General features: G+C 62.7%; 23 protein-coding genes. 17 read left to right on the forward strand and 6 right to left on the reverse strand.

Annotated elements, in window-relative coordinates; genetic code table 11:
• The 5 genes from ASE71_RS35440 to rsmI all read right to left on the reverse strand — a co-directional run.
• Positions 1 to 807: ABC transporter permease subunit (locus tag ASE71_RS35440; RefSeq protein ID WP_082620433.1), on the reverse strand; the 807-nt coding region annotated here is incomplete at its 3' end.
• Between the two features lie 10 nt (positions 808 to 817).
• On the reverse strand, positions 818 to 1822 hold the full coding sequence (locus ASE71_RS32525; RefSeq protein WP_244496876.1) for an ABC transporter permease subunit: 1005 nt from the start codon (positions 1820 to 1822) through the stop codon (positions 818 to 820).
• Positions 1823 to 1827: 5 nt separating this feature from the next.
• Positions 1828 to 3126, reverse strand: coding sequence for an extracellular solute-binding protein (locus tag ASE71_RS32530; RefSeq protein WP_060519671.1), 1299 nt, complete (start codon positions 3124 to 3126; stop codon positions 1828 to 1830).
• 160 nt (positions 3127 to 3286) lie between these two features.
• Positions 3287 to 3655 (reverse strand): YraN family protein, encoded by a 369-nt coding sequence (locus ASE71_RS32535; protein WP_060519669.1) that lies wholly within the window; start codon positions 3653 to 3655, stop codon positions 3287 to 3289.
• Positions 3645 to 4574 (reverse strand): 16S rRNA (cytidine(1402)-2'-O)-methyltransferase, encoded by a 930-nt coding sequence (gene rsmI / locus ASE71_RS32540; protein WP_060519667.1) that lies wholly within the window; start codon positions 4572 to 4574, stop codon positions 3645 to 3647. The genes ASE71_RS32535 and rsmI overlap by 11 nt, the downstream gene beginning before the upstream one ends.
• A 252-nt stretch (positions 4575 to 4826) precedes the next feature.
• Here rsmI and dnaN point away from each other — a divergent pair, with 252 nt between their 5' ends.
• The 7 genes from dnaN (at position 4827) to ASE71_RS36590 (ending at position 9992) form a co-directional block, all read left to right on the forward strand.
• Positions 4827 to 5945 carry a DNA polymerase III subunit beta gene (gene dnaN, locus ASE71_RS32545; RefSeq protein WP_034804468.1) on the forward strand — a complete coding sequence of 373 codons (1119 nt, stop codon included), beginning with the start codon at positions 4827 to 4829 and terminating at the stop codon, positions 5943 to 5945.
• Between the two features lie 238 nt (positions 5946 to 6183).
• The gene (gene pmtA / locus ASE71_RS32550) at positions 6184 to 6786 is read left to right on the forward strand and encodes a phospholipid N-methyltransferase PmtA (RefSeq protein ID WP_082005986.1); all 603 of its coding nucleotides are present in this window, start codon (positions 6184 to 6186) and stop codon (positions 6784 to 6786) included.
• Positions 6787 to 6790: 4 nt separating this feature from the next.
• Positions 6791 to 7378 carry a histidine phosphatase family protein gene (locus tag ASE71_RS32555; protein WP_060519665.1) on the forward strand — a complete coding sequence of 196 codons (588 nt, stop codon included), beginning with the start codon at positions 6791 to 6793 and terminating at the stop codon, positions 7376 to 7378.
• 3 nt (positions 7379 to 7381) lie between these two features.
• On the forward strand, positions 7382 to 8086 hold the full coding sequence (gene pyrF, locus ASE71_RS32560) for an orotidine-5'-phosphate decarboxylase (protein WP_034804475.1): 705 nt from the start codon (positions 7382 to 7384) through the stop codon (positions 8084 to 8086).
• A gap of 115 nt (positions 8087 to 8201) precedes the next feature.
• The gene (locus ASE71_RS32565) at positions 8202 to 8489 is read left to right on the forward strand and encodes a DUF1330 domain-containing protein (RefSeq protein ID WP_034804478.1); all 288 of its coding nucleotides are present in this window, start codon (positions 8202 to 8204) and stop codon (positions 8487 to 8489) included.
• A gap of 120 nt (positions 8490 to 8609) precedes the next feature.
• Entirely contained in the window at positions 8610 to 9590 is a 981-nt protein-coding gene (locus ASE71_RS32570; protein ID WP_060519663.1) for a complex I NDUFA9 subunit family protein, read from the forward strand.
• Positions 9591 to 9830: 240 nt separating this feature from the next.
• A complete protein-coding gene (locus ASE71_RS36590) occupies positions 9831 to 9992 on the forward strand; it encodes a hypothetical protein (protein ID WP_034804494.1) in 162 nt (53 codons plus the stop codon).
• Positions 9993 to 10157: 165 nt separating this feature from the next.
• On the opposite strand, the gene ASE71_RS32575 is transcribed toward ASE71_RS36590, so the two are convergent.
• On the reverse strand, positions 10158 to 10964 hold the full coding sequence (locus ASE71_RS32575; protein ID WP_034804497.1) for an undecaprenyl-diphosphate phosphatase: 807 nt from the start codon (positions 10962 to 10964) through the stop codon (positions 10158 to 10160).
• 161 nt (positions 10965 to 11125) lie between these two features.
• On the opposite strand from ASE71_RS32575, the gene ASE71_RS32580 reads away from it, so the two are divergent.
• The 10 genes from ASE71_RS32580 to ASE71_RS32625 all read left to right on the forward strand — a co-directional run.
• On the forward strand, positions 11126 to 11818 hold the full coding sequence (locus ASE71_RS32580) for a glutathione S-transferase family protein (RefSeq protein ID WP_034804500.1): 693 nt from the start codon (positions 11126 to 11128) through the stop codon (positions 11816 to 11818).
• The gene (gene queG, locus ASE71_RS32585) at positions 11799 to 13001 is read left to right on the forward strand and encodes a tRNA epoxyqueuosine(34) reductase QueG (RefSeq protein ID WP_051659674.1); all 1203 of its coding nucleotides are present in this window, start codon (positions 11799 to 11801) and stop codon (positions 12999 to 13001) included. Before ASE71_RS32580 ends, queG begins: the two co-directional genes overlap by 20 nt.
• Entirely contained in the window at positions 12989 to 13864 is an 876-nt protein-coding gene (locus ASE71_RS32590) for an SDR family oxidoreductase (RefSeq protein WP_060519661.1), read from the forward strand. The genes queG and ASE71_RS32590 overlap by 13 nt, the downstream gene beginning before the upstream one ends.
• Positions 13865 to 14324: 460 nt before the next feature.
• Positions 14325 to 14699, forward strand: coding sequence for a septal ring lytic transglycosylase RlpA family protein (locus ASE71_RS32595; protein ID WP_060519659.1), 375 nt, complete (start codon positions 14325 to 14327; stop codon positions 14697 to 14699).
• Between the two features lie 136 nt (positions 14700 to 14835).
• The gene (locus ASE71_RS32600) at positions 14836 to 16122 is read left to right on the forward strand and encodes an RsmB/NOP family class I SAM-dependent RNA methyltransferase (protein WP_034804507.1); all 1287 of its coding nucleotides are present in this window, start codon (positions 14836 to 14838) and stop codon (positions 16120 to 16122) included.
• Positions 16123 to 16311: 189 nt separating this feature from the next.
• Positions 16312 to 17592 carry an imelysin family protein gene (locus ASE71_RS32605; RefSeq protein WP_060519657.1) on the forward strand — a complete coding sequence of 427 codons (1281 nt, stop codon included), beginning with the start codon at positions 16312 to 16314 and terminating at the stop codon, positions 17590 to 17592.
• A 49-nt stretch (positions 17593 to 17641) separates the two neighbouring features.
• The gene (locus tag ASE71_RS32610) at positions 17642 to 19171 is read left to right on the forward strand and encodes a di-heme oxidoredictase family protein (RefSeq protein ID WP_060519655.1); all 1530 of its coding nucleotides are present in this window, start codon (positions 17642 to 17644) and stop codon (positions 19169 to 19171) included.
• Complete coding sequence (locus tag ASE71_RS32615) at positions 19171 to 20286, forward strand: imelysin family protein (RefSeq protein ID WP_060519653.1); 1116 nt, start codon at positions 19171 to 19173, stop codon at positions 20284 to 20286. The genes ASE71_RS32610 and ASE71_RS32615 overlap by 1 nt, the downstream gene beginning before the upstream one ends.
• 242 nt (positions 20287 to 20528) lie before the next feature.
• On the forward strand, positions 20529 to 21518 hold the full coding sequence (locus ASE71_RS32620) for a magnesium transporter CorA family protein (protein WP_060519881.1): 990 nt from the start codon (positions 20529 to 20531) through the stop codon (positions 21516 to 21518).
• Positions 21519 to 21597: 79 nt separating this feature from the next.
• Positions 21598 to 22579: DUF1513 domain-containing protein (locus ASE71_RS32625; RefSeq protein ID WP_060635019.1), on the forward strand; the 982-nt coding region annotated here is incomplete at its 3' end.

Here is a 22579-nt window from a genome sequence, read left to right on the forward strand (position 1 = left end):
GCGCTGGAAGATCACGACGATCATGACCGGCGGCAGCATGGCGAGAATCGCCAGCGCAAAGGCCTCGTTATAGTCGGGGATGTTCGAGCCGACCCAGACGAGCAGGATCTGCTTGATGCCGCGCACCAGGGTGAAGAAGCCTTCGTCGGTGGTCATGAGGGTGGGCCAGAGATACTGGTTCCAGCCGTAGACGAACATGATGATGAAGATCGCCGCCATCATCGTGCGCGAGAGCGGCACCAGTACGTCGATGAAGAACTTGAAGGGTCCGGCGCCGTCGATGCGCGCGGCCTCCAGCAACTCGTCCGGCACCGACTTGAAGAACTGCCGGAAGTAGAAGGTGCCCGTCGCCGAGGCGAGAAGCGGCACGATCAGGCCGGTATAGGTGTTGGTCAGCTTCAGCGTGTTCATCACTTCATAGGAAGGAAGGATGCGCACTTCGAGTGGCAGAAGTAGGGTGGTGAAGATCACCCAGAAGAAGAAGGTCGCGAGCGGAAAGCGGAAATAGACGAGCGCATAAGCCGCCAGCATCGACAGCACGATCTTGCCGACGGCGAAACCCAGGCCGAGGATCATCGAGTTCAGCATCATGTTGAAGCCGGTGATCTTGCCGGTGAAGCCGCCCTCGCGCGTCAGTACCGTCTGGTAGGTCTCGACGAAATGGCCGCCCCAGCTGAGGCTGAGACCGTTGCGGTGAATGTCGGCCGCCTCGTGCGTCGAGGTCATGAAGGCGACGACGACGGGCGCCACCATGATGAAGACGCCGAAGAGCAGGATGATGTGGTCGAAAATCTTGGTGCGATACATCGGCCCCACCTCAGTTGTAATGCACGCGCCGCTCGATGAAGCGGAACTGGAAGATGGTGAGCACGAAGACGATCAGCATCAGGATCACTGACTGGGCCGAGGAGCCGCCGAGATCGTTGCCGCGGAAACCGTCCATGTAGACCTTGTAGACAAGGGTGATCGGGTTGTTGGCAGCCTTGTCCTTCACCATCACGTCGATGACGCCGAAGGTGTCGAACAGCGCATAGGTGACGTTAATGATCAGAAGGAAGAAGGCGGTCGGCGCGAGCAGCGGCAGGATCACCGTCCAGAAACGGCGGAACCCGGAGCGGCAGTCGATCGCCGCAGCTTCCCGCACCGAGACCGGAATGCCTTGGAGCCCTGAGAGGAAGAAGATGAAATTGTAGGGGATCTGCTTCCAGACCGAGACGACAATCATCGAAAACGCGGTGTCGAAGTAGTTGAGGCCAACCTTGATGTCCCAGCCGAACCAGCGGGCGAGCTCGACGATCGGGCCGATATGCTGGTCGAAGAACATCATGCCGATCAAGCCCGCGACCGGCGGCGCGATGGCGTAGACCCAGATCAGCAGCGTCTTGTAGGCGGCGTTGCCACGGATGACGCCATCGGCCTTGACGGCGAGCAGCAGCCCGATCGACAGCGCAAAGAAGGTGACCAGCGCCGTGAAAACGGCGGTGAAACGGGCAATGCCGAGATATTCGCCTGATTTCAGCACGTCGGTATAGTTGGTCATCCCGACGAAGGTCGAGCCGAAGCCGAAGGGGTCTTCAAGATAGAAGGACGACTGGATCGCCTGAACCGACGGCCAGTAGAAGAAGATGAAGATGATCGCGAGTTGCGGCGCGAGGAAGAGGTATGGCAAGAACGGCGAGGAGAACTGCACGCGCTTTGCAGCGCTTTCGCCTCCGCTATTCGACTGGCCACCGAAAAGCCGGAAGGCGCCGAAGCGACGCCCCCCGGTCTTTGTTCCGGTCCCTCCCCGCGCTGCGGGGAGGAGATCTGTCGCGGTCGACATCGAGATCAGCCGGCCGTCTTGGCGAAACGGGCGAGCAGCTCGTTGCCTTCCTTCTCGATCGTGTCGAACGCGTCCTTGACGGTTGTTTCGCCCGAGAAGATGCGGCCGTATTCGCGTTCCATGATTTCGCGGATCTGCGGGTAGAAGCCGAGGCGGTAGCCCTTCGACCAGTCGCCGGCCGGCAGCATCAGCTGTTTGATGCCGACTTCGGCAACCGGCTTCTCCTTGTAGTAGCCGTCCTTCTGGGCAAGCTCGTAGGCTGCCTTGGTGATCGCCACATAGCCGGTGGCCTTGTGGTAGAAGTACTGGATCTCAGGCGAGGTCAGGAACTGGAAGAAGTCGGCAACGCACTTGTTTTCTTCATCCGTCTTGCCGGACATGGCAAAGAGTGCCGCGCCGCCGATGAAGGAGTTGGTGCCGGCGCCCTTGATCGAGCCCCAATAGGGCAGGAAGGTTGCCGAGAACGGCATCTGCGCTGTCTTCTGCAGGCCGCCGAACGAACCCGACGAACCGATCCAGAACGCAGCCTTGCCTTCTTCGAAGACCTTCTGGTTGTCGTTCCAGCCGGCGCCGTAGAAGGCGAAGTAGCCTTCATCCTTCCAGGCCTTCAGCTTGTCGAACATCATGACGAGGTTCGGGTCGGTGACCTTCAGCTCAGTGTCGACGACGGCGTCGTAGCCGTTGTTGTTGGTGGCGAACTGGATGTTGTTGCGGGAGAAGAAGTTCTCCGTGAACTGCCAGGTGAGCTGCGACTGGACGAGCGGGATGTAACCGGCTTCCTTCAGCTTCGGGGCGACGGCCTCGAACTCTTCCCAGGTCTTCGGCGCTTCGACGCCGGCCTTCTTCAGGGCCTCGTCGTTGATGTACATGATCGGCGCGGAGGAATTGAACGGCATGCCGACGAACTTGCCTTCGCTGTCGGCGTAGAAGTAGCGCACGCCATCGATGAAGGCGTTGCGGTCGAAGTTGTGACCAGCCTTGATGATCAGGTCTTCGGCCGGGATGACCGCGCCCTTGGCGTTGATGATCGTGGCGGCACCGGCGTCGAAGACCTGCAGGATGTTCGGCTGTTCACCCGAGCGGAAAGCGGCGATACCGGAAGCGAGCGCTTCCTCGTAGGTGCCCTTGGAAACCGGGGTCAGCGCGCAGGCGCTCTGGGCTTCATTGAACTTCTTGGAAACTTCATTGATGACTTCGCCGTTGCGGCCGGCCATGCCGTGCCACCAGGTAATGTTGGTCGCGGCAAGCGACGAGGTCGCGGAAAATGCAAAGGTAAGGGCTGCGAGCGTAAACTTCTTGAACATGACTAATCCTCTCCACCGGGTTGCGGATGGCAGTGGACTAGTGACCTTCAATGACAGGCCCGTAACGCTTTTATGTCGGAACGATTACAAATTCGAGAATATGTTCCAACGAGGGGCACCCGCGGAACAACGCAATCATTTTCCTTCATTATGCGCCGATTCAGAACGCGTCCGGCAGGTGCCGCGGCCAGCCCCAAGGGGTCACGGTGACGATGTCGTAGCGCACGGAAAGCCTGCTGAAATCCGGCTGTTTCGCCAGCCAGAGATCGCTCGCGGCACGGATACGCCTCTGCGCTGTCGCCGTCACGGCGAAGACGCCGTCTTCGGCCGAGCGACGGGCCTTGACCTCGACACAGGCGATGAGATCGCCGCGCCTTGCGATGATGTCGATCTCGCCAAGCTTGGTGCGATGGCGCATGGCGACGATGCAGTAGCCCTTGAGCAGAAGGCAAAGCGCGGCACGGTATTCGGCGAGATGCCCTCGCCTCAGCGCCTTCAGCTTCCGCTTGTCGCCACCATCAGTCGTCATGGCGCTCCTTCAGGTGAAGAAGCCGTTCATAGAGTTCCTTGCGCGGCAGGCCCGTCTGGCGGGCGGCTTCGGTTGCCGCCTTGCCGGTCGGCATGTCGGCGACCAGGCTTTGCAGCAGCGCGTCGACGTCGGCCGCTTCCGGTTCGGGCGCGGCATCAGGAGGGCCGATGACGAGCACGATCTCGCCCTTGACCGGCCCCGCCTGTTCATAATGAGCCGCAAGCTCGCCGAGCGTGCCGCGGCGAAATTCCTCGAAGGTCTTGGTCAATTCGCGGCAGACGGACGCCCGCCTGCCCTCCCCCAAAACGTCGGCCGCCGCCGCAACCGTCGCAGCGATCCGGTGCGGCGATTCGAAGAACAGGATCGTTGCCGGCACGGCGGCGAGTTCCCTGAGGCGATCGCGTTTCGCCTTGTCCTTGGTCGGCAGGAAACCGGCAAAGAGGAAAGCATCGTTCGGCAGGCCGGACCCGACGAGGGCTGCAAGCGGCGCCGAGGCGCCGGGAATCGGCACGACGCGATGTCCGGCCTCGATCGCAAGCTGCCCCAGGCGGTAGCCGGGGTCGGAGACCAGTGGCGTGCCGGCATCGGAGACGAGTGCCACCGAACGTCCTTCGGCGAGCGCTGCCAGCAGGCGCGGACCGGCCTCGTCGGCATTGTGCTCGTGGTAGGCGTAGGGCCGATTGGTGATGCCGTAGCGATCAAGCAGAACACGGGTGACCCGCGTGTCCTCACAGGCAAGCACATCGGCGCCGGCCAATGTTTCCAGCGCGCGCAGCGTGATATCGCCGAGATTGCCGATCGGGGTTGCCACCAGATAGAGCGCGGCATCAAGGGGGCGGGCCGGAACGCTCACATTGTGCAGCCGGTAGCTGCGCTCCCTCTGTCCGCCTGCCGGTTCCGCTGTCTTTTGCTTTTCCACCTGTAACGTCCTGATCGTGCTTACCGATGTGTCTGTCCGGTCTTTATGAGTGAGCCACCATGGCAGAGCAAGGGCAAGACGACGGGCCTACGTGCCGCATCTGGGGACAGAAGCCCTCAAACCCCTTGCTTTCCGGGCGCTCTTTCTGCCATTTTGCCGGTCCACATCTATCCGGTCGGTCGGCCGGGGCACTCGCAGTTGACGCTCAGGCGGACGTTTCGCCCGCCGGGCAATGGTTGAAAGCGGCATCCCATGCGCATTACTCTCGAGCGATCCAACCTCCTGAAATCGCTGAACCACGTGCACCGCGTGGTGGAGCGGCGAAACACGATCCCGATCCTCTCGAACGTGCTCCTGCGTTCCGACGGCGCCAGCCTCGAAATGAAGGCGACCGACCTCGACCTCGAAATCACCGAGGCGACCCCGGCGCAGGTGGAGCAGGCGGGCGCGACCACCGTGCCAGCGCACCTGCTCTACGACATCGTGCGCAAGCTGCCCGACGGTTCGGAAGTGCTGCTCGCCACCAACGCCGAGGGCACGGCGATGACCGTCGCCTCGGGCCGTTCCAAGTTCTCGCTGCAGTGCCTGCCGCAATCCGACTTCCCGGATCTGACCGCCGGCAGCTTCTCGCATTCGTTCCGCCTCAAGGCGACTGACCTCAAGATGTTGATCGATCGCACCCAGTTCGCGATCTCGACCGAGGAAACCCGCTACTATCTCAACGGGATCTTCGTACACACGGTCGAAAGCAAGGGTGAGCTGAAACTGCGCGCCGTCGCAACCGACGGCCATCGCCTGGCGCGCGCCGACGTCGAGGCGCCATCCGGCTCCGAAGGCATGCCGGGCATCATCATCCCGCGCAAGACCGTCAGCGAATTGCAGAAGCTGCTCGACAACCCGGAACTCGTCGTCACTGTCGAAGTCTCGGACGCCAAGATCCGCCTGACGATCGGCTCGATCGTCATGACCTCGAAGCTGATCGACGGCACTTTCCCCGACTACCAGCGCGTCATCCCGGCCAACAACGACAAGGAACTGCGCGTCGATTGCCAGTCCTTCGCCCAGGCGGTCGATCGCGTATCGACGATCTCGTCGGAGCGCGGCCGCGCCGTCAAGTTGGCGCTGAACGAAGGCCAGATGACGCTGACGGTCAACAATCCCGATTCCGGCAGTGCTACGGAAGAACTGCCCGTCGGCTACGACCACGATCCGCTCGAAATCGGCTTCAACGCCAAGTACCTGCTCGACATTACTTCGCAGCTGACCGGCACCGATGCGATCTTCATGCTGGCAGACCCGGGCTCGCCGACGCTCGTCCGTGATCTGGCCGCTGAAGATGCGCTCTATGTGCTCATGCCGATGCGCGTGTAGCCGGGCCTGACGCGGCGCGAAATGCCAACCCGTCACGCCCGCGCGTGACGGGTTTTTTGTTGGCCGCGGCATCTGCGGACTGTTGATAAGCGAACGCTTTCAGGCGCAGACAGACTTGTTTTTGCCGCAGATGGGGACACATTATGATGACCGCCGCCGCGGCCGGCCCGAATCACCGGGCGAGGAATTTTGAGCGGACGGCCTGTGCGAGGAGAGGACAGCGGTTTTGAGGGGTTCAATGAATTTGCGCGTGAAGGTGAAGGAACGGCTCGGACGGAAGTTCGACGAAGAGATTCGCTTTTTCAAAGGATGGATGAGCAATGCCAAGGCCGTCGGCGCGATCCTGCCGACCTCCTCCGTCACAGCGCGCCGAATGGCGAGCGTCATCAATCCGGCCTCAGGCCTTCCGGTTCTTGAGCTCGGCCCCGGCACCGGCGTCATCACCAAGGCGATCCTGGAACGTGGCCTTGAGCCGTCCAATCTCGTGTCGATCGAGTATTCGACCGATTTCTACAATCAGCTCAAGACCAACTTCAACGGCGTCAACTTCATCAACGGCGACGCCTTCGATCTGGAACACACGCTCGGCGAACTCAACGGCCAGACCTTCGACAGCGTCGTCTCTGCCGTGCCGCTTCTGAACTTCCCGATGCATCGCCGCGTCGAACTGATCGACGATCTGCTGTCGCGCATTCCGGTCGGCCGGCCGGTCGTGCAGATTTCCTATGGGCCTTTGTCGCCCGTCGTTGCCATGCCGGACCGCTACAGCATCCAGCATCTCGACTTCGTCGTGCGCAACATTCCACCGGCGCAGCTCTGGGTCTATCGCCGGGCGCACTGACGGGATGTTCGGCGTCTACGTCACCCATCCGCAGGTCCAGATCGATCCGGACGTGCCCGTCCCGCAATGGGGACTTTCCACTGTTGGCCGCGAACGCGCGGTCATCACCGCCGCATTGCCCTGGGTGCGTTCGCTCGGACGGATCGTTTCGAGCGACGAAACCAAGGCGATCGAGACGGCACAACTTTTGGCCGATGCGGCCGGCGTGACGGTCGAGGTCCACCACGACATGGGCGAGAACGATCGCTCGGCCACCGGCTTCCTGCCGCCGCCGGAATTCGAGAAGGCGGCCGACTGGTTCTTCGCCAATCCCACCGAAAGCTTCAAGGGCTGGGAGCGCGCGATCGATGCCCAGAGCCGCATCTCGAACGCGGTCTTTCGGATCCTCGGCGATCACGATCCGAAAATCCCGATTGCCTTCGTCGGCCATGGCGGCGTCGGCACACTTCTGAAATGCCGCCTTACCGGCGCGCCAATCTCGCGCGCAGCCGACCAGAAGGGTGGTGGCGGCGGCAATGTCTTCGCTTTCCGCCTTGCGGATCGGACTGTTGCATGCGACTGGACCCCGATGGAACACTGGCAGGGGATTTAGACGATGACCGAAACCGCGCGCGACAGACTGATCGTAGGCCTCGACCTTCCGACGATTGCGGATGCCGAGAAGATCGTGTCGACGCTCGGCAACGACGTCTCCTTTTACAAGATAGGCTACCAGCTGGTCTTTGCCGGCGGCCTGGAATTCGCGCGCGACCTGGCCAAAAGCGGCAAGAACGTCTTCCTCGACATGAAGCTGCTCGACATCGACAACACGGTGGCCAAGGGCGTCGAGAACATCGCCAAGATGGGCATGTCGATGCTGACCCTGCACGCCTATCCGAAGGCGATGAAGGCGGCTGTCGAGGCTGCGAAAGGCTCCGACCTCTGCCTGCTCGGCGTCACCGTGCTCACCTCGATGGACGAGCAGGACGTGATCGATGCCGGCTATGAATACGATCCGCACACGCTGGTGCTGCGCCGGGCCGAACAGGCGCGCGCCGCCGGCATGGGCGGCATCGTCTGTTCAGCGGAAGAATCGGCGGCGGTACGCAAGATCATCGGGCCGGACATGGCACTCGTCACCCCGGGCATTCGCCCGGCCGGCGCGGACAAGGGCGACCAGAAGCGGGTGATGACGCCCTCCGAGGCGCTCAAGGCCGGATCCAGCCATCTCGTCGTCGCGCGCCCAATCGTCGCAGCCGCCGAGCCGCTTGCGGCTGCCCGCGCCATCCTTGCCGAAATGAACGGTGCGCTCGCCCGCTGATGCCGGGCGACACCCGTCGGACCAGCGCGCCCGGTCGATCCGCTTGACCTCGGCCCAAATTTGCCGGAAGTAACACTCCCGTCAGCCTTTCGTGCTGCAAGACGAGGAGCTCAATATGGCCAAGGGATACTGGATCGCACGGGTCGATGTCCGCGACCCCGAGCGCTACAAGGACTATGTAGCGGCCGCAAAGCCCGCCTTCGAGAAATACGGCGCCAATTTTCTGGCACGCGGCGGGCTGCATCATCGGTTGGAGGGTGGCGTTCGCGCCCGCAACGTCGTCATCGAATTTCCATCCCTGCAGGCAGCGATCGACTGTTATAACTCTCCCGAGTACCAGATTGCCGCTGCGATCCGCCAGGAAGTCGCCGACGCCGAGATGGTGGTCGTCGAAGGCGTCTGATCCCACCGCCCCCAACCTTCAGCAGGCTCTGCACGCAGGCGTCGATTGGCCTTCACCTCTCGCGGCTGTTGGGCTATGTAGCAATCAATTCTTTCCGATCCGATCAGGAGTGCACATCCCATGACCTTGTCCAACCTTCCGCCGCTGGTGACGATTTTCGGCGGATCCGGGTTCGTCGGCCGTCATGTGGTGCGCGCGCTCGCCAAACGCGGCTATCGCATCCGCGTCGCCGTTCGCCGGCCGGACCTTGCCGGTCATCTCCAGCCGCTCGGCAATGTCGGCCAGATCTCCTTCGTTCAGGCGAACCTGCGCTACCGTAAATCGGTCGACCGCGCCGTTGAAGGCTCCGATCACGTCATCAACTGCGTCGGCGTGTTGTTCGAGAGCGGCCGCAACACCTTCGATGCGGTCCAGGATTTCGGCGCCCGTGCCGTGGCTGAAGCGGCCCGCGGCGTCGGCGCAACGCTGACCCACATCTCCGCCATCGGTGCCGACGCCTCCTCTGCATCGAACTACGCCCGCAGCAAGGGCCGCGCCGAGGCCGCTATCCTTGAGACCAAGCCTGACGCGATCATCCTGCGTCCGTCGGTCGTCTTCGGTCCAGAGGACGGCTTCTTCAACAAATTCGCCAACATGGCCCGCTTCTCGCCGGTCCTGCCGCTGATCGGCGGCGGTGAGACGAAATTCCAGCCCGTCTACGTGACCGACGTCGCCGAAGCCGTGGCCCGCGCCGTCGACGGCAAGATCGCCAAGGGCAAGATCTACGAACTCGGCGGCCCTGACGTCTTGAGCTTCCGCGACTGTCTCGAGATCATGCTCAACACGATCGACCGCAAGCGCACGCTCGTCTCGCTGCCCTTCGGCGTCGCGTCCCTGATCGGCAGCGTTTCGTCGCTGATCCCCTTCGTCACGCCGCCGCTTACCGCCGACCAGGTGGTGTTGCTGAAATCCGACAATGTCGTCTCCGCAAAGGCCGTATCGGAAGGCCGCACACTTTCCGGCATCGGCATCGACCCGACGATGCTGGAATCGATCCTGCCGACCTATCTGGTGCGCTACCGCCCGCAGGGCCAGTACACCCGTAGCGGCCGCGCCGCCTGATCGGCAGCAGCCCAACGATTTTTTTGAACGGTCGCCGGAACCACCGGCGACCGTTTTCTGTTGTATTGCGGTAACAGCGTTGCAGTTCTGCCGCAGTCGGAAAAGCGATTGGCATTTACCGCAAATTCAACATGTCCTGATATTGATCATGTCATATCCACCAACTAAACACCGCCTCGCGCCCCCGATCCCAAGGCATGACGGCGGGCGGCGGCATCAATCTCGAAAGGCATAGCGTCCATGGGCAAGTCGATCGCAATCTTTTTTGCGTGTGCGGCACTGATCATTCTGGCTGGCTCGTTCATGGCGCCGAACACGGTCGCCAGCAGCGGCAAGGATTGCGCACCGGCCTATGGCGTCGATCCGTGCACCACGGCATCGATCGACCTTTCCGGCCACTAAGGGCCGGCGCCTCGACGAGGCATCAAAAGTTATTGGCGGGGGCCAGTAGCCGCGTGCGTTTCACCATGAGACGCACGCGGCTTTGTTTTTAGCGCCTGACAACAGGTCAAAGAAAAAGGCGCGTCCGGGACGCGCCTTTTGTCATTCTGAGATCGTCGGTTCCGCTCAGCCAAGCAGCCACAGACCGATCAGGCCGGCGATCCCGACGATGATGCGCCAGATGGCGAAAGGCGTGAAACCGCGCCGCGAGACGAAGTCGAGCAATGAGCGCACAACGAAGATGCCGGCGACGAAGGCCGCAATGAAACCGACTGCAATCAGGGTAAAATCGTCAAAGGAGAGCGCATCGCGGTTCTTGTAGAGGTCCAGCGTAAAGGCGCCGACCATGGTCGGCATCGCCAGGAAGAACGAGAACTCGGCGGCCGAACGCTTGTCGGTGCCCATCAGCAGGGCGCCGGCGATCGTCGCGCCGGAACGGGACGTTCCGGGGATCATAGCCAGGCACTGGAACAGACCGATCTTCAGCGCCAGCGACGGCGGGTAGTCCATCACGTCGGTATAGCGCGGCTTCAGCGGCAGATGGTCTATCGCATAAAGGATGACGCCGCCGACGATCAGTACGACGCAGATCAGGACAGGCGTCTCGAACAGCACCGTCTTGATGAAATCATGGGCAATGGCACCAATGACCGCCGCCGGCAGGAAGGCGAGCAGCACTGACACGACGAAGCGGCGCGCCTTGATGCTTGTCGGCAACGCCAGCGCGATCGACAGAAGCTTCTGGAAATAGACGAGCAGGATCGCCAGAATGGCGCCGAGCTGGATGAGGACGGCGAAGGTGTTGCCCGGCGACTTGAAGCCGAGGAAGTGGCCGGCGAGAAGGACGTGCGCCGTTGACGAGACGGGGATGAACTCCGTCAGGCCCTCGATCAGACCGAGGACAAGCGCACTGATGATCGATTGATCCGCCATATATGAGAATTTCCTGACAAGTTTTGGAGTGGGAGGAAAAGGCTGATTCGCTTGTGTTTGCCACCACAAATTTCTATAGCTCTAACACATGAGCCGTGGCCAGACGCTTGCGCCGCCACGCTGACGCCCCCAAGCCAAAGCCCTGAGAAGCCAGATCATCGATGCCGACACTGTATCACCACCCCATGTCCGCCGCTTCACGCTTCGTTCGCCTGATCCTTTCGGAATACGGCTACCAGACGGAATTGACGGACGAGCAGCCCTGGGAGAACCGGCGCGACTTCCTGGCTTTGAACCCGGCCGGAACGCTACCGGTCTATGTTGACGACAGTATGAGGGCGCTCTGTGGGGCGACGATCATCTCGGAATATCTCGACGAGACGAATGGCATCATGAAGCGGGATCGCCGCCTTCTGGCCGAGGATCCGTTCCAGCGCGCGGAAATCCGCCGGCTGGTCGAATGGTTCCTGCAGAAGATGGAAGCCGATGTGACGCGGCCGCTGGTGCGCGAGCGGATCTTCAAGCTGCAGATGACGCCGGACCAGGGCGGCGGCGCACCCGACAGCAAGGTCCTGCGGACCTCGCGCGCCAACATCCGCCAGCATATGAAGTATCTCTCCTGGCTCGCGGGCACGCGCACCTGGCTTGCCGGCGACCGGATTTCCTATGCCGATCTTGCCGCCGCCGCGACGGTGTCCGTGCTCGATTATCTCGGCGAAATCGACTGGTCGGACGCCCCGAGCGCCAAGGAGTGGTACCAGCGGCTGAAGTCCCGCCCCTCCTTCCGGCCGCTGCTTGCCGAGCGCGTGCGCGGCGTCACCCCCGTTCCGCACTATGCGGATCTCGACTTCTGAGGCGAATACCGTGCCCGGCATCGATGCCAAGGCAGACAGTGAGGAACGGCGCCGGCTGAAGCTGACGGCGTTTCTGAAGGCAGAGGCGGCAGACAAGGGCTTCGATCTCTGTCGCATCACCCGGCCGGATGCCATTCCGCAAGCACCGGCCCGGCTTCGAGACTTTCTCGACGAGAGCTTTCACGGCACGATGGACTGGCTCGAAGAGACAGCCGAGCGCCGTTCCGATCCGCGCACGCTCTGGAGCGAGGTGCGCTCCGTCGTCATGTTCGCGATGAACTACGGCCCGGAACACGATCCGCGTGGCATTCTTGAGCGGACCGATCGCGGTGCGATCTCGGTCTATGCCCAGAACCGCGACTACCACGACATCATCAAGGGCAAGCTCAAGGAAGTCGCGACCCGCTTTGCCGCGCGCGCTGGCGAGGACGTCAAGGTCTTCGTCGATACCGCCCCGGTGATGGAAAAGCCGCTGGCGGAGCAGTCCGGCCTCGGCTGGCAGGGCAAGCACACCAATCTTGTCAGCCGCGAATTCGGCTCCTGGCTTTTTCTCGGCAGCCTGTTCACGACGGCGGACCTCGCCTTCGACGAAGCCGAGCGCGACCATTGCGGCTCCTGCCGCGCCTGCCTCGATGCCTGTCCGACAGACGCTTTCCCGGCGCCCTACCGGATCGACGCGCGACGTTGCATCTCTTACCTCACGATCGAGCACAAGGGGCCGATCGATCCCGAATTCCGGCCGCTGATCGGCAACCGCATCTATGGCTGCGACGACTGTCTTGCCGCCTGCCCCTGGAACAAGTTCGCGCAGGCAGCCTCGGAAATGAAGCTCCGAGCACGCGACGATCTGAAGGCGCCGTCGCTCGAAACCCTGCTTGACCTCGATGATCCGAGCTTTCGCAGCCTGTTCTCAGGCTCACCGGTCAAGCGCATCGGTCGCGACCGGTTCGTGCGGAACGTGCTGATCGCCGCCGGCAATTCCGGCAGCCAGGCGCTGGTGCCCGCAGTCAAGGCCCGCGTCAACGACACCTCAGCCGTGGTGCGGGCGATGGCGGTCTGGGCGCTGTCACGATTGGTCGCGCCTGCGGCGCTTGCGGAATTTGCCGAACAATGCGAGCCAGAGACCGACGAAGACGTCCTCAACGAATGGCAGATCGCGGGAGTGAGCCGATGCATGTCTTGATCCTTGGCGCCGGTTACTCCGGTATGGCAATCGCAAAAGCGATGGTCCCAACGGCCACAAGCGTTATCGGCACCACCAGGAGCGAGGAGAAAGCGGCAAAGCTCGAAAGGGCCGGCATCCGCCCGGTCCTCTTCGACGGCAAGACGATCTCCGACGACCTTGCCGCCGCCCTCGGCAAGGCAACTCATCTGATCCAGTCGATCGCGCCCGGTCGCGATGGCGATCCCATGTTCCGCACCACGAGCCCGGACCTCACGCAGATCGCGCCGAACCTCAAATGGATCGGCTATCTCTCAACGGTCGGCGTCTATGGCGACCATGGTGGCGAATGGGTCACCGAGGACATGCTGCGCAAGCCGGTCTCGGCCCGCTCTGTCGAGCGCGTGGAAGCGGAGGACGCCTGGATCGCCTTCGGCAAGAACCAGGATATTCCGGTCGCAGTGCTCAGGCTCTCCGGCATCTACGGACCCGGACGCAACGCCTTCTGCAATCTCGAAAACGGCACGGCACGGCGGCTGGTCAAGCCCGGCCAGGTGTTCAATCGAATCCGCGTCGAGGATATCGGCGCCGCAGTGCTGTTCCTCGCCAACAATGGCACCAGCGGCGTCTTCAACATCACCGACAACGAGCCGGCGCCGCCGCAGGACGTGGTCGCGGAAGCCGCCCGGCTGATGGGCGTCGAGCCGCCGCCGGAAACGCCTTTCGAGCAAGCCGAGTTGTCACCGATGGCCCGCACTTTCTATGGAGAAAACAAGCGGGTTTCGAATGCCCGCATGCGTGCGACCGGTTTTGAATTTGCCTTTCCGGATTATCGCGTCTCGCTTGCACAGCTTTGGCAGTCGGGCGCGTGGCGCGGACAGTGAAATGCAATACGGCACCCGCCAGATAGCATAACCCGTAATGCTTATAGAACGTCGATAGTCAGTCCGTCAGTAATGGCCAGGGCTCGGCCATCGCAATTGTGACATTCTTTGGATATTCGTTCGATACTTGGCTAATTTCATACAACCTGCGCGCTAGTAACGAATTTTCGACCATCCGGATTCCGGAAAATTGGTGCAATTCGAAATTTTTAATGAAATTTTTCGTTTACGGGCGGGTTCGGCTCGCGTGCGGAGGCTGGCGAACGCTCAACCCCTGATTCCAAAGAACTCCTGTCTGCGTTTAAACTATTTCAAACAATCTTCGTTTTTGAAATTTCGTCATTTTTTAATAAATCCTAATAGAGCGTAAATGGTTGAAGCACGTTTTTGCCATTTTTCGCCCCAATTAGCGGTTCTCAGAAGTTTTTAACCAAGTGTTTTGACCGAGGGGATCGCCAGTTTGACGCCAGCGAAGATCAAGACGGCTGCCGCTGCAGCGCTATTCACGGCCACTATCGGTCTCGTCTCCGTTTCCGATAGCCATGCAGCCGGCGCCGGCTGCGGCGGCGCATCCTGGTATGCGCTGAGCTCCAAGACCGCCTCCGGCGAGCGCATGAATGCCGCTCACCTGACGGCCGCCCATCGCAGCCTGAAATTCGGCACCAAGGTGCAGGTCACCAACAAGCGCAACGGCAAGAGCGTTATCGTTCGCATCAACGATCGTGGCCCGTTTATCCGCGGTCGCGTCATGGATCTTTCCAAGGCTGCAGCATCGCAGATCGGCATGGTCCGCTCCGGCACTGCCAGCGTCTGCTATCGCGTCGTCAATTCCTGATCTTGAAATACTGCTACCCGGCCTGCGGGCGGGTGGATCTACTTCGCTAAAGACCGTTCTCGGCGGTTAATCTTCTCCGCCGTCTTGCTCTTCGATGCCATCGCCGTTACCACGGCGAAAAAGGAGTTGATCGAAGATGCGTTTGGGCGGCAGGCTCGCTGGAGCCATTGAGGTTCTTGAGGATATCGAAAAGCGGAAGCGCCCGGTCGCCGACGCGCTCAAGGATTGGGGCCTTGGCCACCGTTTCGCCGGATCCGGCGATCGCTCGGCGATCGGCAACATCGTCTACGACGCCCTTCGCATGAAGCTCTCCCACGCCTACCTGATGGATAGCGACAGCGCCTCGGCCCTCGGCCACGCGGTGATGTACCGCCAGTGGGGCTTTTCGCCCGAGGCGCTGGCCGCCGAGCTCGATGGCGACAAGTTCGCGCCGGAGGCACCGGCCGAACAGCTTCAGGCCTTCAGGTCGCGCCGGATCGAGGACGCCCCGGCCCATGTACAGGGCGACATCCCCGAATGGGTCCAGGCCTCCTTTGAAGAGAACTTTTCCGACGACTGGCTGGAAGAAGCCAAGGCGCTCGCCGGCCGGCCGACGCTGGACCTGCGCGCAAACACGCTGAAGGCGTCGCGCGCCAAGGTCCTGAAGGCACTGGAGCGCAGCGGTGCCGAGGCCGCAACGATCGCCCGCAACGGTATCCGCATTCCCGCCGGCGAAGGCGCCTCGCGCCTGCCGAACGTCACGGCCGAGCTTTCCTTCCAGAAGGGCTGGTTCGAGGTCCAGGACGAGGGCTCGCAGATCGTCGCCGATCTCGCCTATCCGCAGGAAGGCGAACAGGTGCTCGACTATTGCGCCGGCGGCGGCGGCAAGACGCTCGCCATGTCGGCGGCGATGAACAACAAGGGCCAGGTGCACGCCTACGACACCGACCGCAAGCGGCTAGCCCCGATCATCGAGCGGCTGAAGCGCGCCGGCACCCGCAATGTCCAGGTGCATGAATCCACCGACAGCCTCGCGCCGCTTGCCGGCCGTTTCGACCGCGTGCTGGTCGATGCGCCCTGCACCGGCACCGGTACCTGGCGCCGTCGCCCCGACACCAAGTGGCGGCTGAACCAGAAGAACCTCGAAGAGCGCATCTCCCAGCAGGAAGAAGCGCTGGCAAGCGCTGCCCAGTTCGTCCGTCCCGGCGGCCACCTGATCTACGTCACCTGCTCGGTACTGCCTGAGGAAAACGAGGCGCAGGTCTACGGCTTCTGCGAAGACAATCCGGAATTCGAGATCCTGTCGGCCGCCGATATCTGGGCGACGCTGTTCGGCACCGACAAGCCGCAGCCCTGGTCGGCGGACATGAAGACGGTGACGCTGACACCCGCTTCCACCGGCACGGACGGCTTCTTCTTCTGCCTGATGCAACGCAAGGGTTAACGCCGTTTGACGATCGGCAAAAGACGCGCATCAGATTGAAAGCGTTCTAAACTATACACTTTGACACAAGTTTGCTTTTGGTTCATGAGAAGCGGGCTCGGCGGGGCCTTTTCTGATGGCTCGACGGCTGAACGACGCCATGTTTTGCGGCTCGTTCGACGGCGCCGGGGGACGCAACAGGAGAGGGTCATGACCAAGAAATTTTTCCGGGGCGCCGCGCTGGCGCTGATGACGGCGACCTCGGCGATGGCCCTGCAGCCGGCCCATGCCGCAACCGATGCCGCCGCCGTGGTGAAGCACTACACCGCCGTCGCCCACGCCAAGTTCGAAGATGCGCTGACGACCGCAGAAGCGCTCGACAAGGCCGTTGACGCGCTAATCGCGACGCCGAGCGAAGAAACGCTGAAGGCCGCGCGCGACGCCTGGAAGAAGGCCCGCAACCCCTACCAGGAAACCGAAGTCTACCGTTTCGGCAATGCGATCGTTGACGAGTGGGAAGGCAAGGTCAACGCCTGGCCGCTCGACGAGGGCCTGATCGACTATGTCGATCCGAGCTATGGCACCGAGAGCGACGAGAACGCGCTGTTCACCGCCAATGTCATCGCCAACAAGACGATCAAGATCGACGGCAAGGACGTCGACGCCTCCAACATCACGCCGGAATTCCTGGCGGGCACGCTGCAGGGAGCCGGCGGCATCGAAGCGAACGTCGCGACCGGCTACCACGCGATCGAGTTCCTGCTCTGGGGCCAGGACCTGAACGGGACCAAGGCCGGCGCTGGCAACCGCCCCTACACCGACTACGACACCAAGGCCTGCACCGGCGGAAATTGCGACCGGCGCGCCGCCTACCTGAAGGCTGCGACCGAGCTGCTCGTTTCCGACCTCAAGGAGATGGTTGCCAACTGGACGCCGGATGGCGCCGCCACCAAGGCGGTCGAGGCCGACCCGAAGGCTGGCCTCGTCGCCATCCTCACCGGCATGGGCTCGCTCTCCTATGGCGAACTGGCGGGCGAGCGGATGAAGCTCGGCCTGCTGCTGCACGATCCGGAAGAAGAGCATGACTGCTTCTCCGACAACACGCACAACTCGCACCTGCACGACGCGATCGGCATCCAGTCGGCCTATACCGGCGAATATACCCGCGTCGACGGCACGAAGATGACCGGCCCGTCGCTGTCCGAACTCGTCGCCGCCAAGGATGCAGCGCTCGACAAGGAAATGGCCGGCAACCTTTCGACCACGGTCGAGAAGATGCAGGCGATGGCCAAGCGCGCGGAAACGACCGAGGCCTACGACCAGATGATCGGCGAAGGCAATGCCGAGGGCAACGCCACCGTTCAGGCGGCGATCGACGGCCTGATCGCCCAGGCAAAGACCGTACAGCGCGTCATTGCGTCGCTGGATCTCGGCACCGTCAAGCTTGAAGGTTCCGACAGCCTGGATAATCCTAACGCCGTCTTCCAATAAGCTGAAAAGGCGGGCCGCATCGACAAAGACGCGGCCCGATCCTCCTGAGATGAAATCTGGCGCTTTCCGCCTTTGCGCGCTTGTTCTCGTTCAAGCGCTTTTCACGGCCCTGCCCGCCTTCGCCGGCGACGGCCTTTTGACCGAACGCTCCGACCTCAACGACAAGGACCGCCAGCGCGTCCAGGCGGTGACGCGGCCTGCGACCGATTTCTCCAAGGCAGAAACCTTCGAAGCAATGTCCGGCGGTGCCGCGACCTCGATCGCGCCCGTCAATGCCGACAGTTTTTCGCAATTCTCGGCCAATCTCACCTTCCAGGAGGAAGAGGGCTTCAAGCTCGGCAACGCGCTCTTTCGCAAGCTTTGGGTTTCCTCCCCCTCCTCCACACAGGCCTCCGACGGGCTCGGCCCACTCTACAACGCCCGAGCCTGCCAGAGCTGTCACCTGAAGGACGGGCGCGGCCGGCCGCCGGAAGGTGCCGTCGATACAACCTCGATGTTCTTCCGCCTGGCGCGGCCGCCCCGCGACGACGAGGAGCGCCGGATGATTGCGGCGCACGAGGTGGTGAACTTCGGCGACGCTGTTTATGGCGCCCAGCTTCAGGATAGCGCCGTGCCCGGCCTTGCCGCCGAAGGCCATCTGAAGATCAGCTACACCGAGGAGCCCTTCACTTTCCCCGACGGCGAAACGGCCTCTCTGCGCCGACCAGGCTATTCGGTGGCCGATCTCGCCTATGGCCCGCTCGATCCGGAAACCACGCTCTCGCCGCGTGTGGCGCAGCCGATGATCGGCCTTGGCCTGATCGAGGCGATCCACGAGGCGGATATCCTCGCCCTTGCCGACCCCGACGATAGGGATGGCGACGGCATCAGCGGACGGCCGGCGCTGACGCGCGACGCCAGGACCGGCAAGCTCATGCTCGGGCGCTTCGGCTGGAAGGCGCAGAACGCCACCGTGCGGCAACAGAGCGCCGATGCCTTCGCCACCGACATCGGCATCTCTTCACCCGACGCCGACCGCCCGCATGGCGACTGCACCGCGGCCCAGGCACAATGCCTGACCATGCCGACCGGCGAGCAGGCACGCCTTGGCCCCACAGAAGCGCCCGACCCGGTGCTCAACCTCGTGACCTTCTATTCGGAGAACCTGGCCGTGCCGGCGCGGCGCAAGGCGAGCTTTGCGGAGACACTGCGTGGCAAGAAGGTCTTCTACGAACTCGGCTGCACCAGTTGCCACACACCGAAATTCGTCACCCGCCGGGACGCGGCCAACAAGGCGCAGTCGTTCCAGCTGATCTGGCCCTATTCCGATTTCCTGCTGCACGACATGGGCGAGGGTCTTGCCGACGGACAGCAGGTGGGTGTGGCCACCGGCCGCGAGTGGCGCACGCCGCCGCTTTGGGGCATCGGCTTGACGAAGACCGTCAGTGGGCACACTTTCCTGCTCCACGACGGACGCGCCCGCAATTTCACCGAAGCGATCCTCTGGCACGGCGGCGAAGGGCAGAAGGCCCGTGACGCCTTTGCCGCCCTTGCCGCAAGCGATCGCCGCGATCTCCTTGCCTTCCTGGAGTCACTCTGATGCCCCGCACGCATACGCTTACTCTCTCTTTTGCCCTGACCTTGACCGCCGTTTTCCCGGCGGTCGCCCAGGAAGGAAGCGCGCTCTCGCCGCGCGTCGTCAACGAGGCGGCCGTGCCCGCGGTCATGGCCAAAGCCGTCGACGACTTCATCATCCCTGGCTATCGCAACCTCACGGAAAAGACCGCTGCCGCCACGCAGGCCACGGCCAAGCTCTGCGCGGCGCCGTCGCAGGCGACGGTCGATGGCGCTCGCGTTGCCTTTTCCGAGATGGTTGGCGCCTGGTCGGCGATCGAGGTGGTGAGGCTTGGTCCGGCACTTGAGCAGAACCGCTTCGAGCGGTTCCTGTTCTACCCCGACCGCAAGAGCACGGGCCTGAAGCAGGTGCAGGCGATCGTTTCGAAGCACGATGAAAGCGCAACGGACGAAGCCAAACTCAAGGGCAAGAGCGTCGCCGCACAAGGGCTCGGCGCGCTCGAATACGTGCTCTATGGCACGGGCGCCGAGTCGCTTCTGAACAAGGACGGTGATTTCCGCTGCCGCTACGGCCTGGCGATCACCAAGAACCTCGACACGATCGCCAACGAGTTCCTGGCCGCATGGCAGAAGCCCGATGGCATTCAGGCGGCCTGGAAACATCCGGGCCCTGACAATCCCGAGTTCCGCGACAACCGCGAAGCGGCAACCGAACTGCTCGGCATTCTCGTCCATGGCGTCGAGACGGTGAAGGACCAGCGGCTGAAGCCGTTCTACGAGGGCAGGGACGACAAGGGACATCCGAAGCTCGCGATCTACTGGCGCTCCGGCAACACCATGGCGTCGATCGCCGCCAACGTGCGGGGCCTGAAGACACTGTTCGACGTTGCCGACATGCAGAGCCTTTTGCCGGAAGACAGCCGCTCGGTCGCGGGTTCCGCCGACTTCGTCTTCAAGTCGGTGATCGGCATGGCCGGCAACATCGACGGACCGATCGATCAGGCGCTCGAGGACAAGGACAAACGGGCCAAGCTCGCCTTCCTGTCGCTCAATACCAATGACCTTCTCGATCGGCTGAACAAGGATTTCGGCGGCGCGATCGGGCTTGGCGCGGGCTTCTCCTTTGCCGACGGCGACTAGGGCGGGATGAGGAATCGTGGGCGCGGTTTTCCGCCCGCATCCCGCTTAAGCGCCCAGTGTTGACAATCAAGGCTTTTGGGCGCAAAGCGCTTCCCGTGTCCGCTCTCGCGGGCACGTTTCACCACAAGGACCAACTCCCAATGAACCCCGACAGTCGAAGTCGAGCCTTCACGCTCACGGCCGTCCGGTCCTGATTGATCAGGGCTTCAGGCGGTCGGATGACTCGCCCTATGGAGCCCAATATGCTGCGCATCTACAAAAGCCAGAACAGCCACCTCGTGCTTGTCGACATGATCGACGGCATCGCCCTGCCGACGCCGGCAATCTGGTACGACCTCTACAATCCATCGGCCGAGGAAACGCGGCTCGTCGAAGGCCAGCTCGGCATCGAGATCCCGACCCGCGACGAGATGCAGGAGATCGAGCTTTCCGACCGCCTCTACCAGGAGGCCGGCGCCGAATTCATGACGATGACGGCCGCCGCCAAGCTCGACAGCGATTATCCGGTCAAGGTGCCGGTGACCTTCATTCTCAAGGGCACGACGCTGGTTACCGTGCGCCACGCGGACCCGAAGCCGTTCCAGAATTTTTCCAACCGCATCCAGAAGGCCAACGGCCAGATCTGCGAAAGCGGCGAACTGGTGATGCTCGGGCTGCTTGAGGCGATCATCGACCGTACGGCGGATGCGCTGGAGCGCGCCGGCAGCGAGGTCGACGGAATTTCGCGGGATGTGTTCCGCAAGACCAATGCCAGCGCCACGAAGAAGACGCGCGACCTGCAGTCGCTGATCGAGCAGATCGGCCAGAAGGGCGATCTTTTGACGGTCATCCGCGAAAGCCTGGTCAGCATCGGCCGGCTCGTCGCCTATCATGTGGCGCTCGAAGGCATGGGGCCGCGCAAGGCAGGCAAGGAAAGCCGGCAGCGGATCAAGCTGATCCAGCGGGACGCGACGTCGCTTGGTGATCACGCGCTGTTCCTGTCGAACAAGATCAATTTCCTGCTCGACGCGACGCTTGGCCTCATCAACCTCGAGCAGAACCAAATCATCAAGATCTTCTCGGTTGCCGCCGTCGTCTTCCTGCCGCCGACGCTGGTCGCCTCGATCTACGGCATGAACTTCGGGGTGATGCCGGAACTGCAATGGGAATTCGGCTACCCTGCGGCACTGATGCTGATGGTGATCTCGGCGATCGTGCCCTATTTCTACTTCAAGCGCCGGGGCTGGCTCTGAGCGCGCAACCTGCTGCATCGCAGCCCTGAGCGGGCACTCCGCCCAGGGCTTGCAAATTTCCATGACGAGCGAGGATGGCATGACAGCCGCCACGGGCCTGATCGACCGGCGCAGTTTCCTGAGGATGGCGGGCGCGGCCTGGGTGGCGAGCCTCGCGCCTGAGCGAGCCTTCGCCCTGACCAGGGCCGACGCCGTCTTTGCCTCGGCCTTCATGGCGCCGGACGGCAGCTATGGCGTCGCGACGCTCACGGAAGCGGGCGAGATCATCGACCGCACGGCGCTGCCGGCCCGTGCACACGGCATGGCCTATTCGCCCGTCAGCCGCCGCATCGTCGCCTTTGCCCGCAGGCCGGGCACCTATGCGATGATCCTTGCAACCGACGGCACGGCCGAGCCGATCGTGATCACCGCTGCCGACGGCCGGCATTTCTACGGCCATGGCTGCTTCTCGGCAGACGGCAAGCTGCTCTACGCCACCGAGAACGACTTTGCCGCCAATCGCGGCATGGTCGGCATCTATGACGGCAGCGACCACTTCACCCGCATCGGCGAATTCCCGACCTACGGCATCGGCCCACACGACATGACGCTGAGCGCCGACGGGAAACTGCTGGCGATTGCAAATGGCGGCATCGAGACCCATCCGGATTTTGGCCGCACCAAGCTCAATCTCGACCATATGGAGCCGAGCCTGACGCTGGTCGATACGCGAACCGGCGCGCTCGTACAGAAGCACGGTCTGCCGGATGATCTGAGCCGCCTGTCGACCCGGCATGTCGATATCGGTCCGAAGGGCGAGATCTGGTTTGCCTGCCAGCACGAGGGTGCGCGCAGCGACCTGCCGCCGCTCGTCGGCTCGTTTTCCCAGGGCGAAGACCTGAAGTTCCTGTCTCTGCCCGAGCGCACGACGGAAGCGCTGGCGAACTATGTCGGCGCCATCGCCGTCAACCGGAACGAGGGGCTGATCGGACTGACTTCGCCGAAGGGCGGCGTGGCGGTGACCCTCGATGCACGAACCGGTACCGTGCTGAAGGAAGAGCGCGTCGCCGATGCGGCGGGGG

Origin of the sequence: Ensifer sp. Root954 (assembly GCF_001429005.1) — a bacterium.
Classification (GTDB): domain Bacteria; phylum Pseudomonadota; class Alphaproteobacteria; order Rhizobiales; family Rhizobiaceae; genus Ensifer; species Ensifer adhaerens.